This is a genomic window from Arthrobacter sp. GMC3, from assembly GCF_002929305.1.
GTDB lineage: Bacteria > Actinomycetota > Actinomycetes > Actinomycetales > Micrococcaceae > Specibacter.
In genome coordinates, this window is record NZ_PJIO01000009.1 from 166,884 (window position 1) to 181,492 (window position 14,609).

Annotated in this window: 14 protein-coding genes; 6 read left to right on the forward strand and 8 right to left on the reverse strand. The window is 63.6% G+C overall.

Annotated features, from left to right (window positions below):
* Window positions 1–25: 25 nt before the first annotated feature.
* Entirely contained in the window at window positions 26–532 is a 507-nt protein-coding gene (locus tag CXQ94_RS15405) for a hypothetical protein (protein WP_104091453.1), read from the reverse strand.
* Between the two features lie 161 nt (window positions 533–693).
* On the opposite strand from CXQ94_RS15405, the gene CXQ94_RS15410 reads away from it, so the two are divergent.
* From CXQ94_RS15410 to CXQ94_RS15420, 3 genes are read left to right on the forward strand one after another with little or no spacing between them, the layout of a single operon-like run.
* Window positions 694–1,917, forward strand: coding sequence for a type III polyketide synthase (locus CXQ94_RS15410; RefSeq protein WP_104091454.1), 1,224 nt, complete (start codon window positions 694–696; stop codon window positions 1,915–1,917).
* On the forward strand, window positions 1,910–2,635 hold the full coding sequence (locus tag CXQ94_RS15415; protein WP_258067112.1) for a class I SAM-dependent methyltransferase: 726 nt from the start codon (window positions 1,910–1,912) through the stop codon (window positions 2,633–2,635). The genes CXQ94_RS15410 and CXQ94_RS15415 overlap by 8 nt, the downstream gene beginning before the upstream one ends.
* Complete coding sequence (locus tag CXQ94_RS15420; RefSeq protein WP_146070323.1) at window positions 2,628–3,803, forward strand: NAD(P)/FAD-dependent oxidoreductase; 1,176 nt, start codon at window positions 2,628–2,630, stop codon at window positions 3,801–3,803. The genes CXQ94_RS15415 and CXQ94_RS15420 overlap by 8 nt, the downstream gene beginning before the upstream one ends.
* Window positions 3,804–3,812: 9 nt before the next feature.
* Here CXQ94_RS15420 and CXQ94_RS15425 read toward each other — a convergent pair whose 3' ends face one another.
* Complete coding sequence (locus CXQ94_RS15425; protein WP_181034248.1) at window positions 3,813–4,475, reverse strand: TetR/AcrR family transcriptional regulator; 663 nt, start codon at window positions 4,473–4,475, stop codon at window positions 3,813–3,815.
* A 192-nt stretch (window positions 4,476–4,667) separates the two neighbouring features.
* Between CXQ94_RS15425 and CXQ94_RS15430 the strand changes: the two genes are divergently transcribed.
* On the forward strand, window positions 4,668–6,818 hold the full coding sequence (locus CXQ94_RS15430; RefSeq protein WP_219817063.1) for an ABC transporter permease: 2,151 nt from the start codon (window positions 4,668–4,670) through the stop codon (window positions 6,816–6,818).
* 40 nt (window positions 6,819–6,858) lie between these two features.
* On the opposite strand, the gene CXQ94_RS15435 is transcribed toward CXQ94_RS15430, so the two are convergent.
* Window positions 6,859–7,557, reverse strand: coding sequence for a hypothetical protein (locus CXQ94_RS15435; RefSeq protein WP_104091457.1), 699 nt, complete (start codon window positions 7,555–7,557; stop codon window positions 6,859–6,861).
* 192 nt (window positions 7,558–7,749) lie between these two features.
* Between CXQ94_RS15435 and CXQ94_RS15440 the strand changes: the two genes are divergently transcribed.
* Complete coding sequence (locus CXQ94_RS15440) at window positions 7,750–8,406, forward strand: GNAT family N-acetyltransferase (RefSeq protein ID WP_104091458.1); 657 nt, start codon at window positions 7,750–7,752, stop codon at window positions 8,404–8,406.
* A gap of 13 nt (window positions 8,407–8,419) precedes the next feature.
* Here CXQ94_RS15440 and CXQ94_RS15445 read toward each other — a convergent pair whose 3' ends face one another.
* The 4 genes from CXQ94_RS15445 to CXQ94_RS15460 all read right to left on the reverse strand — a co-directional run bounded on the left by CXQ94_RS15445 (window position 8,420) and on the right by CXQ94_RS15460 (window position 13,529).
* Window positions 8,420–9,637: a YibE/F family protein gene (locus CXQ94_RS15445; RefSeq protein WP_258067125.1), complete on the reverse strand. Its 1,218-nt coding sequence runs from the start codon at window positions 9,635–9,637 to the stop codon at window positions 8,420–8,422.
* Window positions 9,638–9,901: 264 nt separating this feature from the next.
* Window positions 9,902–10,894, reverse strand: a complete 993-nt coding sequence (locus CXQ94_RS15450) for a GNAT family N-acetyltransferase (protein WP_104091460.1) — start codon at window positions 10,892–10,894, stop codon at window positions 9,902–9,904.
* 2 nt (window positions 10,895–10,896) lie between these two features.
* Window positions 10,897–12,282 carry a glycine--tRNA ligase gene (locus tag CXQ94_RS15455; RefSeq protein ID WP_104091461.1) on the reverse strand — a complete coding sequence of 462 codons (1,386 nt, stop codon included), beginning with the start codon at window positions 12,280–12,282 and terminating at the stop codon, window positions 10,897–10,899.
* A gap of 206 nt (window positions 12,283–12,488) precedes the next feature.
* Entirely contained in the window at window positions 12,489–13,529 is a 1,041-nt protein-coding gene (locus tag CXQ94_RS15460; RefSeq protein ID WP_104091462.1) for a beta-propeller fold lactonase family protein, read from the reverse strand.
* An 86-nt stretch (window positions 13,530–13,615) separates the two neighbouring features.
* Here CXQ94_RS15460 and CXQ94_RS15465 point away from each other — a divergent pair, with 86 nt between their 5' ends.
* Window positions 13,616–13,846 carry an RNA-binding S4 domain-containing protein gene (locus tag CXQ94_RS15465; RefSeq protein WP_104091463.1) on the forward strand — a complete coding sequence of 77 codons (231 nt, stop codon included), beginning with the start codon at window positions 13,616–13,618 and terminating at the stop codon, window positions 13,844–13,846.
* A 16-nt stretch (window positions 13,847–13,862) separates the two neighbouring features.
* On the opposite strand, the gene CXQ94_RS15470 is transcribed toward CXQ94_RS15465, so the two are convergent.
* Window positions 13,863–14,513 carry an alpha/beta hydrolase gene (locus CXQ94_RS15470; protein ID WP_104091464.1) on the reverse strand — a complete coding sequence of 217 codons (651 nt, stop codon included), beginning with the start codon at window positions 14,511–14,513 and terminating at the stop codon, window positions 13,863–13,865.
* Window positions 14,514–14,609: the final 96 nt, after the last annotated feature.

The following is a 14,609-nucleotide window of genomic DNA, read 5'->3' on the forward strand; positions in this document are numbered from 1 at the left end:
GGGAAAGTGGGGACACGATGGGTATTTACGACTGGCGGGCCGGAGCGTGCCAATCCAAGTTCTTGGCGCGAGCCAAGGTGGCGAAGCGTTGGGCCGCCAACGCAACGGCAAGGTAGAGCATGATGCCCACGGTGCCCAGCGAATTCGTGGCTCCGTTGTTGGGAGAGAGCACCTCGCCCGCCTGGTCAAGGCCCAGGTGGATGGCGATGCCCACCACCCACAGCACAATGGTGAGCCAGTTGCCTTGGCGCGTGAGCACGCCGTCGACCCTCCACAGGTGGACGTAACGGCCACGCAGCCACCCGAAGATGGCCCCCGAGACCAGGCCCGCCACCAGTGCGCCGTACGCGGCGCCGGTGATCTGCACCCGGCCGGCGAGCTGCACAATCTGGACCAGGCCAACCACGCCGAGCACCATCATGAGTGTGTAGGGGCGCTGCTCTTTCAACGGCCGGGCCCGCAACTGCCGGGAGATAACCCAGATGAGCACCACCGCGGCGATGAGGATGTTGATGACGTTTTGCTGGTTCACGGTGTGCAGGCTCCTTGGCGGATTTTCCGGCCCAGTCGGCCCGGTTATTCAATCGTGCTGCCATCCGGAGGTTTTTGCCGCACACGTTTATCACCGCTTGCCGATGACATTTGTCATGCGTTGCCATTGTGTTCGAGTCCGCCGTCCCCTAAGAATGGACTATGACGGTCACGCTGAGGTCTCTGGAAACTGCTGTCCCGCCCACCATTTTGGTGCAGACCCAGGCCCGGGATGTTTTTGCCGCCCAACCCGGACTGACCCGCCTGGGCCAGCGCCTGGTGCGCACTTGTTTTGACTCGGCCGCGATCGACACCCGGCACACCGCCGTGGCGGAAATGAGCGTTGACTTCCACAGCGACGACCCCGTGTTTTACGACGGCGGCACCGGCTTGTTGCTTTCCCCCAGCACCAAGGTGCGCAACGAGTTGTTCACGGTGGAATCCACCAAATTGTTCATTGAGGCCGCCAGCAAGGCCGTGGCCGCCTGCACGGGCATCACGGCCGACGACGTCACCCACGTCATCACCGTCTCCTGCACCGGATTCTTCAACCCTGGCCCCGACTACAAGATTGTCCGGGCCCTGGGCCTGCAGCCGTCGGTACAGCGCTACCACCTGGGCTTCATGGGCTGCTACGCGGCCTTCCCGGCGCTGCGGGCCGCAAAGTCATTTTGCGAGGCCGACCCGTCCGCCGTGGTGCTAGTAGTGACGGCCGAGCTTTGCTCCCTCCACGTGCGGACATCCAACAATCCGGACACCATCATGGGATCCTCCTTGTTCGCCGATGGTGCCGCTGCCGCCGTGGTCACTGCACGCGATCTTCCCACCACGGGGCCCGTAGTGGTGCTGGATGAATTCGAGACCGTCCTGACGCCGGTTGGCGAGGATTCCATGGCGTGGAACATCGGCGATGAGGGCTTTGAAATGGTCCTGGACAGCTACGTCCCCCACATCATCGATGACCATATTGTGGGCGCCCTGGAACCGCTGCTGGCCCACAACCCGGCACTTGCGGGGGCCCCGTACCGGGACATCAAACACTGGGCCATCCACCCCGGCGGGCGCAGCATCCTGGACAAGGTGGAGGCCAAACTCGAGCTCACGCAGGAGCAGTTGGTGCCAGCCCGTGAAACCTTGCGCAACTACGGGAACATGAGCAGTGCCACAGTGATGTTCGTGCTCAAGCACATCATGGATCTGCCGTCCTCCGAGGCCAGGGAACCCATCTGCGCCATGGCGTTCGGGCCCGGGCTGACGGTAGAGACAGGGCTCTTTACAAAGGTTTCTCCAGTCCCGCTCCTTGGCTCGCAGGCGGCAGACACAGCGGCTGACGTAGTTGCTTTTGGGGTGGACCCGAGCGCCCTTGAAGACGCTGTCAGTGCCTGATCCGGCAGGCTTTTTGCGCCATCGGGACCCCGATGCCGTGGAGGAAATGGACAAACCGGATTGTGATCTTGAAAAACTGCAGCGCACCTATGCCCAGTTCCCGCTCATCAACGCCGTGGTGTCCGGTTGGCGTGCAAGTTACCGGCACCGGATCCGGCCGCTGCTGAACAGCACTACCGAAACCACCTTGCTGGACGTCGGCTGCGGTGGCGGAGATGTGGCCCGTAGCTTGGCCAAGTGGGCGGCCGCCGACGGTTTGAAGCTGCGGATTACCGCCATTGACCCGGATGAGCGGGCCTTCGCCTTCGCCTCGTCACAGCCCCCCATTTCCGGGCTGAGCTACCGTCGGGCATTGAGTTCTGAACTCGTTGCCGAGGGTGCCGCGTTCGACGTCGTCATCTCCAACCACATCCTCCACCACCTCAGTCCGTCCCAGCTGGGAGCCGTGCTCGCCGACTCGGAACAACTGGCAGGCAGCCTGGCCGTGCATAGCGATATTGCCCGCAGCCCCGTGGCCTACGCCTTGTTCGGTGCCGGTACCCTGCCGTTCTTTCCCGGTTCCTTCATCCGCCGGGACGGGCTGACCTCCATTCGGCGCAGCTACACCTCCGCAGAACTACGCTCAGTGGTGCCCCCTGGATGGAGTGTCACCTCGGAACGCCCCTACCGAAACGTGCTGCTCTTCACCCCCGTTCCGGACAGGCCCCGCCGTGCTTGACGTGCTAATAGTCGGTGCCGGGCCAGTGGGGCTGTACCTGGGGGCACTTCTGCTCCAAGAGGGTTTGGCCGTACGCATCCTCGAGCAACGCACCGAACGCAGCACGCATTCCCGCGCCATCGGCATCCACCCTCCGGGCCTGGCCGCCTTGGCCGAGGTGGGCATTGCCGCCGATCTGATCAGCGAGGGCGTGCACATCACCCGGGGCCTGGCCCGCAGTGCCGGCCAGCCGGTGACCGGGCTACGTTTTGAGGGCATCGGGAACCGGTATCCGTTCATCCTTGCACTCCCCCAGACACGGACCGAGGAGCTACTTCAGGCTCGAGTTGAAATACTTGACCCTGGCGCTTTACTCCGCGGACTCGCCGTCACTGCCCTGCACGACGCCGGAAATTCCGTCACACTCACAGCCGCCCGGGCCGCCGGGGAAGGGTTGGATACTCTCGAAGCCGACAGCCAGCACCTCACTGCCCGGCTTGTGGTGGGTGCCGACGGGGCTCGCTCAAGCGTCCGGCGCGAGCTGAGGATCGCCACCCGGGGACGCAACTACCCCGACACGTATCTGATGGGCGATTTTCCCGACACCGGTACCGACGGATCCGCCGCCGTGCTTTACCTGGAAACGGGCGGCATCGTGGAGTCGTTCCCGTTGCCGGGCGGATTGCGGCGCTGGGTGGTCCACACCGACACGTTGCTGGCCGGCGCCTGCGCCGCAGACTTGGCACAGTTGATTGCCGCGCGCACCGGTGTTGCCGTGCCGGCGGGCGAAAACAGCATGCTCAGTGCGTTTGGTGTCCGGTCACGGATGGCGACCAGCATGGTGCAGGGCAGGGTAGCCCTGATTGGCGACGCCGCCCACGAGATCAGCCCGATCGGCGGCCAGGGCATGAACCTGGGCTGGCTCGACGCCGCCGCCCTGGCGCCGATCATCGTCGCGGCCCTGCGCGGGGAATCGACGGGCCTGCGACTGGAACGCTTTGAGCAAACGCGGATGGCGGCAGCCCGCCGGGCCTCGGCACAGGCCTGGCTGAACATGGCCCTGGGACGCCCGGCGCCGGCGTCGTTCCTGGAAACGCGGCACCTGCTGGTCCGGGCAGTATTCGGGGCACAGTGGCCCCGGGATTTGGTGGCCCGGCGCTTCAGCATGGCTGGGTGGGCGCACCGCTGATCGAGGCCGCTAGATCAGAAAAGGCGTGCTGGGCAGTGTCAGGTAATCGTCGGGGTGGGTGACGGGTGCGCTGAGCATGCCAGTGCACGAGTCGATGAAAAAATAGCCCACCCCGGCCCAATTGGGTTCCTCGGTGCCGTTATTGATCCGCTTCTCGTATTCCGCACAGACACCCATCATCATGGGCCCAAGAATCATGGACCTGGCCTGAATAATCTGCGGCGGAATATTGCCCAGTGCCGTTTGTAGGCGCCGGATCAAGCCCTCTACCTCCGGATTTGTCACGGCAGAGCTGGCCAGCGCCTCCGCCATGGAGGGAACGGTTCGGACCTGAAACAAGAAGCCCGCGCGCCAATTGGGAACCGGCAGCGACGCCAAATGATCAATCCACGGCAAGATTAGGGCCGTCAGCAGGTCTCTAACCCCGGCATCGTCGTCCAACGCAGCGATCAAGGCCACTCGGCGGTGGTTCATCTCCTGAAGGTGACGGCCGAGCAAGGCGCGCAACAGTTCCTCGCGGCCACCGAAATGGTACGCGATGGCCGAATGGTTTGCCGTGCCTGCGTGCTCGGTGATCTTCCGGTTTGATACCGCGTCGATCCCATAGCGGGCAAAGAGTTCCTCGGCGGCGTCCAACAACGATTCCCGTGCCTTGTCACTGTGCAGTCCCATGCACGCATGCACCCCCTTCATCAGCTCCCAACGCTACCGTGTGCGCGGCTACTTTGAAGCCCTCGTTCCACCCATTCGCGTTTTTACGCCACGTGGCGTAAATTTAACATTCTGGTTCGCCACCCGCATCTCCAGGGACCGTCCGCCAGTGTTCACGCACACGTTCGACACCATATTTTCAGGAGCACCACCTTGAGCAAACAGCCCGCCATGGACACCACCCATCCCCCGGATGGGGGCTCGCCAGACCTGGCACCCGATCTTGCCGCCGTGGAGGCTGCAGCCCTGAAACGGGCAAAGGCCGAAACTATCGGACGCTACGTGGCCATGTTCTTCATGCCCTTGATCATGGTTTCGATGATGATCAGCGGCTACCTGGGCACCATGCACGCGCCAACCCCACACAACATGCCGATCGCCGTCGTCGGCTCCGGACAGCAGGCAAGCCTCTTTGCCGGGGCTTTGGAGGCGGGCAACCCCGACGCCGTCGACGTTCAAATTGTCGACTCGGCCGAATCGGCCCGTCAGCTGGTGCTGGAACGCAAGATCTCCGGAGCGGTTTACATCACCGACGGGACGGCAACCGTCTACACAGCCAGTTCCGCTGGCGCATCCCAGGCCACAGTGGTCAAGGGACTGCTCGCGCCCAAGGTACTGGCCCAGGGCCTGACACTGCAAACCGAGGATCTGGCTCCCCTGCCACAGAATGATGCCGCCGGTCTCGGTGCCATGTTCCTTGCCACTGCACTGGTGATGGCCGGCTATTTGCCGTTCAGTATGACGCTCTCCAATTCCCCAGAGCTATTACGCTTCCGCCGCGCCGTTCCACTGCTCGCCGGCTGGGCTGCGCTGGTCGCCGCCCTTGTCTGGGGTGTGACCGGGCCCGTACTGGGTGTGGTGCAGGGCCACACGATGGCCGTGCTGGGTATCGCCTGGCTGGGCGTCTTTGCCATCGGGTCCGTGCAGCTTTTGTTGACGCGATTTTTGGGCCCCATGGCCGTCATCGCCGCCATGCTTTTTTTGACGGTGCTGGGCATGCCCGCTTCCAACATGAGCATGTCCGTCTACACCATGCCCGGATTCTTCACATTCCTGCATTCGGTCCTACCCACCCCGGCCATCGGCGAAGCCCTGCGCTCAGTCCTGTACTTTGACGGCAGCGGAGTTGGGCCGCACCTGCTGGTCCTGGTGATCGGCGCAGTCCTTGCCCTTGGCCTGACACTGATGTTCGACGCCCGCAAACGGCGCCGGAATCCCAGTTACACGGGGCCAAAGCCCAGTGTTCCCTCATTGCATGGTGGTCCGCGACCCAAGACCCGCCGCTGGCGCTACGGCTCCTTGCTGCTGTTTCCGCTGGCCATGGTGACCATGATGATTTCCGTGACGGCCGGTGCCATGGGGTCACCGACACCCCGGGACATGCCCGTGGCGATCGTTGGTACCACCGTTGCCCAGGCCCAGCAGGCAGTTGACGGGTTGAACAAGAGCATGCCAGGACTGTTTGACCTGCGTGCCCTCGGTTCTGCAGAGGAAGCACGCACCCAGGTGCAGGACCGGACTGTCACAGCCGCGTTTGTGCTCCCCTCGGCCGAAAATCCACAGGCCACCTTGGTGACCAACCAGGCCGCCGGCGCCAGCGCGCAGCAGGTTACCGTCGCAGTCTTCGGGCAGGTCGCCACGGCGCAGCACCTAAAAATGGTCACCGAAAACGTGGCCCCTCTGTCCTCGACAGACACCATGGGCTCCGTGAGCATGTATATCGCCATGGGTTGGATCATGGCCGGGTTCATGATCATCATCGTCGGTGCGAACGCGGCCCCGAAGTCCCGCCCGTTGCGCAGACTCCTGCCCATCGTCACCGCCTGGTCGGTGTTCATGTCGGCGGCACTGTGGCTCATCGCCGGACCCATCACCGGCAGCATCGAGGGCCATTTTTGGCCACTGTTTGGAGCGGGGATCGTCGCCATCTTCTGCGTGGCAATGTTCACCACCGTACTCGAGCGGCTTATGGGGATGTTCGCTGTGGTTCCGGCAGTTGGCATCTTGATGCTTGTCGGCATTCCAGCCTCCGGCGGTGGATTGTCCGTGTATATGGAGCCGGAGATCTTCCGCGTCCTCCACCAGTTCCTGCCCATGCCCGCGGGGGTCGAATCGATCCGCTCTATCCTCTACTTCGGCTCCGACACCGTTGGCACCCACCTGCTCACGTTTGGGATCTGGGGCGCCATTTCATTGGCCTTGGTCATGATCATTGACAAGATCAAGCCACCGCGCACCGAGATGCACCCGATTGAGCCGGAGACCACCGGCGTCGAACCGGCGAAGGAACTGGTCACGGCCTAGCAGTGCTGAGCTGACCGCCGTGGCCTGCATGGCCCGGCGGTCAGTAGCCAGCAGGCCAGCTGAACGCGGCGGGTGCACTTGCCTGCGAGGAACCGGTGGAGATGACGATGTCGACGTCCTCGTGTTCGGCCAGCGCGATGTCCGCGGCATCGCCGGCATACTTGGTGCCGTTCACGAACGTGGTGATGGTGTATCCGCCGGCCGTCGTGTACGAGCCGAGCTGTTTTGCCGACAGCGCCACATTCCACTCTGTGAAGAACTCGCCCAGCGTGAATCCCTTTTGCACCGGCGACTCCACGTGGATGATTCCGGAGGTGTCATGGGTGTGCAGGGGCGAGATCAGCTGGGCGCTAAGGTCTATTCCGACGTCGGCGGGAACCGTGATGGCCTTACCGTCGGCGGTGATGCTCAGATGCGTATGGATATGTTCGGCAGTCCCCTCGGCCGTGAGCATGGTCAGTCCGGCGGCTTGTGCCCGGGACGCGGCATCGGTAGGGGCGGCCCACGGCGGTGCCTGGGCGGATCCCTGCGCGGGCGACTGCGCACTGGAGGTACTGGTACCGGCCGTTGCGGACCCCAAAGAGCCACTTAGGCCAGAGATGACGCCCACCGCCACTACGGCCACCACGGCGGCACCGGCACCCGAAAACATCAGGAGGCGACGGCGTCGTTCCTTGGCTTTCTGTTCGGTGGCCATGGCCGCGGCTTTCCGGCGCACGTCCTCGCTTTTTCCAGACATGGGGTCTCCTTACAGCCCCGTGAAAGTACGGCGCCAAGACATGATGCTCCCATGCCTAGCCAGCGTCCGGGACGTTTCCGGGCACATTCACAGCGAATGCAACGCTCCCGCCCAGCGTGAGGATCCTCGCACGCCACGTCACAAATACGGCTGAACCCCAGGCCTGGCCCGGCGAGCAGCTAGATTCAACAGATGCTCAGCATCACAGATATCTGGCCACTTTTCGGCATCAAAGTCACCAGCCCGAACCTCGTCATGAGGATTGTCCGTGATGAGGATATTCCCGGCATCGCGGAAGCTGCCCTGGCCGGAATCCACGATCCAGCCACCATGCCATTTTCAGTGCCGTGGACCGATGAGCCGCGCGAACAGATGATCAAGAACATGGCAAAACACCAGTGGAAACTCCGAACCACAGTGCGCCCGGATCATTGGACCCTGAATTTCGTCATCCTTCTCGACGGTGTACCCATTGGAACCCAATCCATCGGCGCCAAACTGTTTTCACTGACCAAGAGCGTCTCTTCCGGTTCCTGGCTGACGGCCAACCACCAGGGGAAGGGGTATGGCAAGGAGATGCGTGCGGCGATCTTGCTTTTTGCCTTCGACTATCTGGGCGCGGAAGTTGCCGAGTCCGGCGCGGCGGCGTGGAATGAGCCGTCACTTGGTGTCTCGCGAAGCCTCGGCTACCGGGCCAATGGTCTCAAGCGCGTTGTGGGAAGACCCGGCCAGTTGACACACATGCAGGAACTGCGTCTGGCAGCGGAAGACTTCGCGCGGCCTACCTGGAATATTGCCGTTGAAGGTTTCGAGGCCGCCCGAAACGAAGTATTGCTTCCCGCGCCCTAGGCACGGGAGTGCGTCAGCTCACGGATTGCTCCACAGCTGAGGGCTCCGCGGATGGCATCGCGGCTGATGTCTTCCGTCCCGTTGACTTCACCACGGCGACCGCGACCGCCGTCGTAACCGGAATGGCCAGGACAAGGCCAATGGAGCCGACGAGGATCCGCACGACTTCCTCGGCCAGCTCGGCACTAGTCAGGGCTTTGAGCAGCGGCTGCTCATAGAGGGACACCATGAGCAGCACCGGCAGGGCACTACCGGCATAGGCGAAGGCGATGGTGTAGACGGTTGAGGCGATGTGGTCGCGCCCAATGCGCATGGCCGAGGTAAAGAGCTCGCGGGCGCTGGTGTCCGGGGCCAGCTCGTACAGTTCCCAGACAGCCGATGATTGGGTAATGGTCACATCGTTGAGCACCCCCAGCCCCGAAATGATCAGCCCGCACAGGATCATCCCGGACAGCGACATGCCCTGGGTGAGATTCAACAGCTGGTATGAGTTGTGCCCGGAGGTCCCGGTCAACGCCGCCGCGTCCACCGCCCATGCCGCCAAGCCCGCAGTGACCCCCAGCCCAAACAAGGTGCCCAACAAGGCCGTGGACGTCCTGGCCGAGAATCCGTGGGCAAAGTACAGCACGCCGAACATGATGGCCGAGGAACCTACCAGGGCCACCGTCAGCGGCGGCTTCCCTTCCGCCAGGGCGGGCAGGATGAACCAGGCGAGCACGGCGAAGGCCCCGCCTAGGCCCACAATGGCACGCAGCCCACGCCATCTGGCGACGGCAATGACAACCACGGCGTACAGCATGGCCAGCAGCCCTATGGGCAGGGTCCGGACAAAGTCCATGAAAACATACTGCGGGCCCGAATTTTGTGTCCCGGTGACAGCGGCCAGCCCGGATAGGTTCAGGTAGTTGATCCTATCGCCGGCCTTCACACCACGGGCCTGAACAACGTCGGGACTGACAACGACGGGCACCTCGGCAAGCCCCTCCACGGCCGTGTAGGCGATGAAGCAGCTGGCGCCCGGGTCGCCCACACTGGCGCCTGGGCAGGTCTCCGTGGCGGTGCGTTGCACTGTGCCGGTATCGATGCTGGCGCCGGGTGCTGCAGAGTAGGGGTTTCCTGCTGCTGGGGCACCACTGTTCCCGGCAGGCCACAGCAGTGTCATGGCCACAATGGTGAGCAGCGCCAACGGCACCAGGATCCAGCTCAGGAGCACCACGGCCCGGCGCCGCATGGCGTTGCGCTGGCGTAACTCCGTGCGGCTCAGGGCCACTTCATCCGCGTGTGAATGTGAATGTCCCATGGGCTGAAATCAGTCCTTCGGTTGTTCTTGATTCGTGTTTGCGGCCCGGGTCTCGACAGGCTCGACCACCGGCGGCAGGCCAGAAGCGGTCTGAGTCGGCATTATTTGTAGGCGACGTAAAGGAGACATCCAAGGCCGCTCGCGGCCGTGGTGTCGGATAGTCGCCGGAAAAATGCCGGTCAGCCCGCGCTCCGGTTACTCCCCGAGGACCAGTGTTTCGGTGCCGCGAACCTTGGCGGCTCCCACTTCGATCATCGGATTGACGACGGCGGCGAGGGCCTCCATCGAATCGTCCAGTTCCAGCAGCACCGGGTACTGGTGGGTGATCAGGGCCAGGAGGTCGTACACGGCGCGAACGGCATCCTCGTGGGCCAGCTTGGGCTCGACGCCCAGGAACACTTCAGAGGCCGCCGACGCCGGGGCGCCGTCTTCGGTAGGCAGGTGTCCCTGCGAGTAGCTGACGGCGAACGCCTCGATGCGGCCCTTTTTGCTGGGCTGCACGCTGGCACCGAACGCACTTGCCGGCTCGGCCCGCAGCACCAAGGCGCCATGGGCTCCTGTGAGGTCATCCAGGAACATGCGCTGCACGGCCCCGGGTGACAATGGCCCCGTCGGATCCCAGGTGTTCACCGACTCGTAGTACCTGCCCACAACGTCGGTAAGTTCCACCGAACCGGTGGCCAGGTCCTGGACGCGTGCCGAAGCTTCGGCCTCGGTACCCTCGCCAAACGCCGGCAGTTTCAGGGCAGCCGGAGCCACCTCCACAACACGGTTGCGCTGCAAAACGCTCAGCCCCATGGCTGCGGCGAACGCGGCACCGGAGGTTTCCGGGGCCACTTTGGTGCGCAGGGCCGCGGTACTGACAAGTCCGGCAGCTAAGGCACCTTCCGCTTCGCGGCGCAGCATGGTCAGCAAGGTGGCACCAACGCCTGCGCGGCGGTGGTCCTTGGCAACCTCAACGAACGCCCACAGACGCTGTGGGTGCAACGTGGTGGAGTACACCACCCCGGCAGCCACCGGGATGCCCTGGTCCTGCGCGACGATAGTCCTTCGCCACGGGTTGGCTTCGGATTCCGGTGCCAGTGCGGCCCGGAAAGCCCCAGCCGCGGCAGATTCGGCGTCGCCCCAGATTTCGCGCAGTGTCAGGTCATCGCCGTCCTGCCAGGCGCGGTAACTCAGTTCAGCCATGCTTAGGCACCCAGCAGGCGGGTGGCCAGGTATGCCTGAACCTGATCCAGGGGCACGCGCTCCTGGCTCATGGTGTCGCGCTCACGGATGGTGACGGCGTTGTCCTCGAGCGTCTCGAAGTCGACGGTGATGCAGAACGGCGTGCCGATTTCGTCCTGGCGACGGTAACGGCGGCCAATGGCACCGGCGTCGTCAAAGTCGATGTTCCAGTGCTTGCGCAAGGTGTTGGCAAGCTCCTTCGCCTTCGGAGAAAGATCCTCGTTGCGGCTCAGCGGCAGGACGGCGGCCTTGACGGGGGCCAGGCGCGGGTCAAGCTTGAGCACGGTGCGCTTGTCCACGCCACCCTTGGCGTTGGGCGCCTCGTCCTCAACGAATGCGTCCACCAGGAACGCCATCATGGAGCGGGTCAGGCCGAAGGAGGGCTCAATGACGAACGGGGTGAAGCGTTCGCCCGTGGCCTGGTTGAAGTAGCTCAGATCGGTGCCGGAACCCTTGGTGTGGGAGCTCAGGTCGTAGTCGGTGCGGTTGGCGACACCCATGAGCTCGCCCCACTTGGAACCCTGGAAGCCGAAGTTGTACTCGAAGTCGATGGTGCCGGCGGAGTAGTGGGCACGCTCATCTTCGGGGACGTCGAAGCGGCGCATGTTTTCCGGGTTGATGCCCAAGTCGATGAACCAGTCCCAGCACAGTTCAACCCATTCCTTGAACCACTGCTCGGCGTCCTCGGGTGCCGTGAAGAACTCGATTTCCATCTGCTCGAACTCACGGGTGCGGAAGATGAAGTTTCCGGGCGTGATCTCGTTGCGGAACGCCTTGCCGATCTGGCCGATGCCGAACGGCGGCTTCTTGCGCGAGGTGGTGAGCACGTTGTTGAAGTTCACAAAGATGCCCTGCGCGGTTTCCGGGCGCATGTAGGCCATGCCGGCCTCACTGTCGACCGGGCCAAGGAAGGTCTTCATCAGGCCGGAGAAGAGCTGCGGTTCGGTCCACTGGCCCTTGGTGCCACAATCGGGGCAGACGATGTCGTCCATGCCGTTTTCCGGCTTGCGCTTCTTCTTTTCCACGAACGCCTCGATGAGGTGGTCCTGGCGGTGGCGCTTGTGGCACTGCGTGCACTCGACCAGCGGGTCGGTAAACGTGGCGACGTGGCCCGACGCTTCCCAAACGGCCTTGGGCAAGATGATGGAGGAATCCAGCCCCACCATGTCCTCGCGGCCGCGGACAAATGACTGCCACCATTCGCGCTTGATATTTTCCTTCAGCTCCACGCCAAGGGGGCCGTAGTCCCAGGCCGAACGTGAACCGCCGTAAATTTCACCGGCCTGAAAAACAAAGCCGCGACGTTTCGCGAGGGAGATGACCAGATCAAGCTTGGACTGAGGCGCCACTTTTTACTCCTAGTTTTTACGAGGCCGCTGGGTGCGGTCCGTCTCGGCATCCAGCCTACCGTTTCGCGCCGTCCCCTTCGACCTCCGGGCACCGTTGGTGGCGGCCCTAGAGCCCTTCATATCTGCCTAGGCGGATGCGAGATGCTCGACGTCGGCGTTTGCACCGGTGTTGCGCCACGCCTGGTCACCAACAAAGGGGTAGTGAGCTAGACCAACACAACGCAGGCCGGGCTCCCAAAGTCCAGCACCTGCAAGGGTTCCAGGACGGGCAGCCCTTCCGCATCCAGCTCGAAGATCGCAACGTTGTTGGACAGTTGGTTGGCAACGTAGATCTTGCCCTGCCCCACGGCAAAGTGGCGCGGCCAGTTGCCGCCGCTGGGCACCTCGGCAACGAACCCCGGAGCCACGTCATCGGCGAGAGCCGCCACGTCCAGCACCACCATGGTGTTGGGGCCACGGACGGCCGCGTAAAGCTTGGAGCCGTCGTCGGACAGCTGAATGTGGGAGGGGTAGAACTGTTCGGCCGCTTCAATGGCCCCGGCAGTTGCGGCCAGTGGCGACTTCGAACGCCACTGCCACACATGGCCCTTTTCGACTCCGGAACGCCGCAATACGTGCAAGAAGCCGTCCAGCTCACCGGCCACCAACAGGAAATCACCCTTTAGTGCAACATGGCGCGGACCGGTCCCCGAGGGGAGCACGGCAGAGCCCACGCGTTGGTAGCTGCCGGCAGTCAGTGCATATTCATCCACCCTGTCGGCCCCGAGATCCGCCACCAGCACCGTGCCCCAGGGGGTTGCGGTGACTTGGTGGGCGCGGGAGGAGCCCTGCCGGTCACTGACGGGCCCCGTGCCCGGGTTCGATAAAAGCTGCGCGGGAGCGGGCACCGCGCTCCCCCACTCCGAGACAGGGATGACGGCGGTGGTGCCCGAGGAATAGTTGGCGGCCAGGACGTACCCGTCCTGCACGATGAGGTGGCAGGGGTCAGCCCCACCGGACGATGCACGGCCCCGCACTTCCAGCGACTGCGGGTCAAGGTCAGCCACTGAACCGTTCGGGCCTTCCTCCACGGCGAACAGCGACTGCTCGCCGCTGGTCAGGAACGACGGGTTCGACACCCCCGCACTCTGGGCCAGCAGCGCACCAATAGTGCCGTCGTCGGCCAGGGCATAACGGTGAATTCCGGGACCGGTGCCGGAACCTTCCTCGGTGTAGCCGCTGATAAGGATCTGGGGTGCTGATGGCATGGGTGACTCTCCGCTCGACGGGCGATATTGCCTCCACGCTACCGCCCCGGGCACCCCCAGCCGCTTCCATACGGCACAATTAACACATGAGTTCACATGAGATCATTGACATCCCCATCCGCGACGACATGATCCGACTGGGCCAACTGCTCAAACTTGCCAGTTTGGTGGAGGACGGCGTGGAAGCCGCGGACCTCATCAAGAACGGCATGGTGAAGGTCAACGGCGAGATCGACGAGCGCCGCGGCAGCCAGTTGCACGACGGCGACACCGTCACCGTCAACGGCGAAACGGTCCGGATCAGGGCCGCGAAATAGCCCCAAGCCTCAGCGGCTACTTAACGGCCGCTGAGGTGAGGACCTTGTACTGCAAAAATTCGCTCACATGCGCCATTTCCTGGGCGTTGATGCCGTGGAAGATCCCGGCGTACAAAACTTTGGTCAGTTTTACGTGGGCCCGCATCCAGGTGTTGGTGAACTCCACGGAGCTGGCTGGAATGACAGGGTCGGCCTGGTCGCGGCCCCAGAATACGTCCGGCTTCGCGGCGGCCACGGCGGCATCGTCAAAGAAGCTGTCGCCCTCGGACTCCACCACAAAACCTGAAAGTCCCACGACGGCTGCATAGTCCGTGGGCCGGTGACGCAGAAGCGTTGTAGCCATGCACATGCCCTGTGAGAACCCCAACAGGGTCACCGAGGTGTGGGCCGGGCGGACGCCGTCGAGCCATTCCTCCACAGCGCCAGCCGCCTCCGTCACAGCGTCCAGAGAATAGGAAAGGTCCGTGCGCAGCGGGAACCAGGAATACCCGGGACCGGCTGGCAAGGATGCGCGAATGGAGGCGACCGTGAAGTCGGCCGGGAGCTGGGCGGCCAGGCCGAAAAGATCGGCCTCATCGGCACCGTAGCCGTGGAACATGACAAGCAGCGGCGTGCCGGGGCGCTCATTTTCGGGGCGGGACCATAGAACTGTGGGGGTTTCACTCATGCACCCCATCTTTTCATGACCCGGGGCTGACACAGAATCTTCCCTCAGGATTTGGGAGGGCTGGCAGTGGCGCGATTGCACACCGTCAGGGCAGGA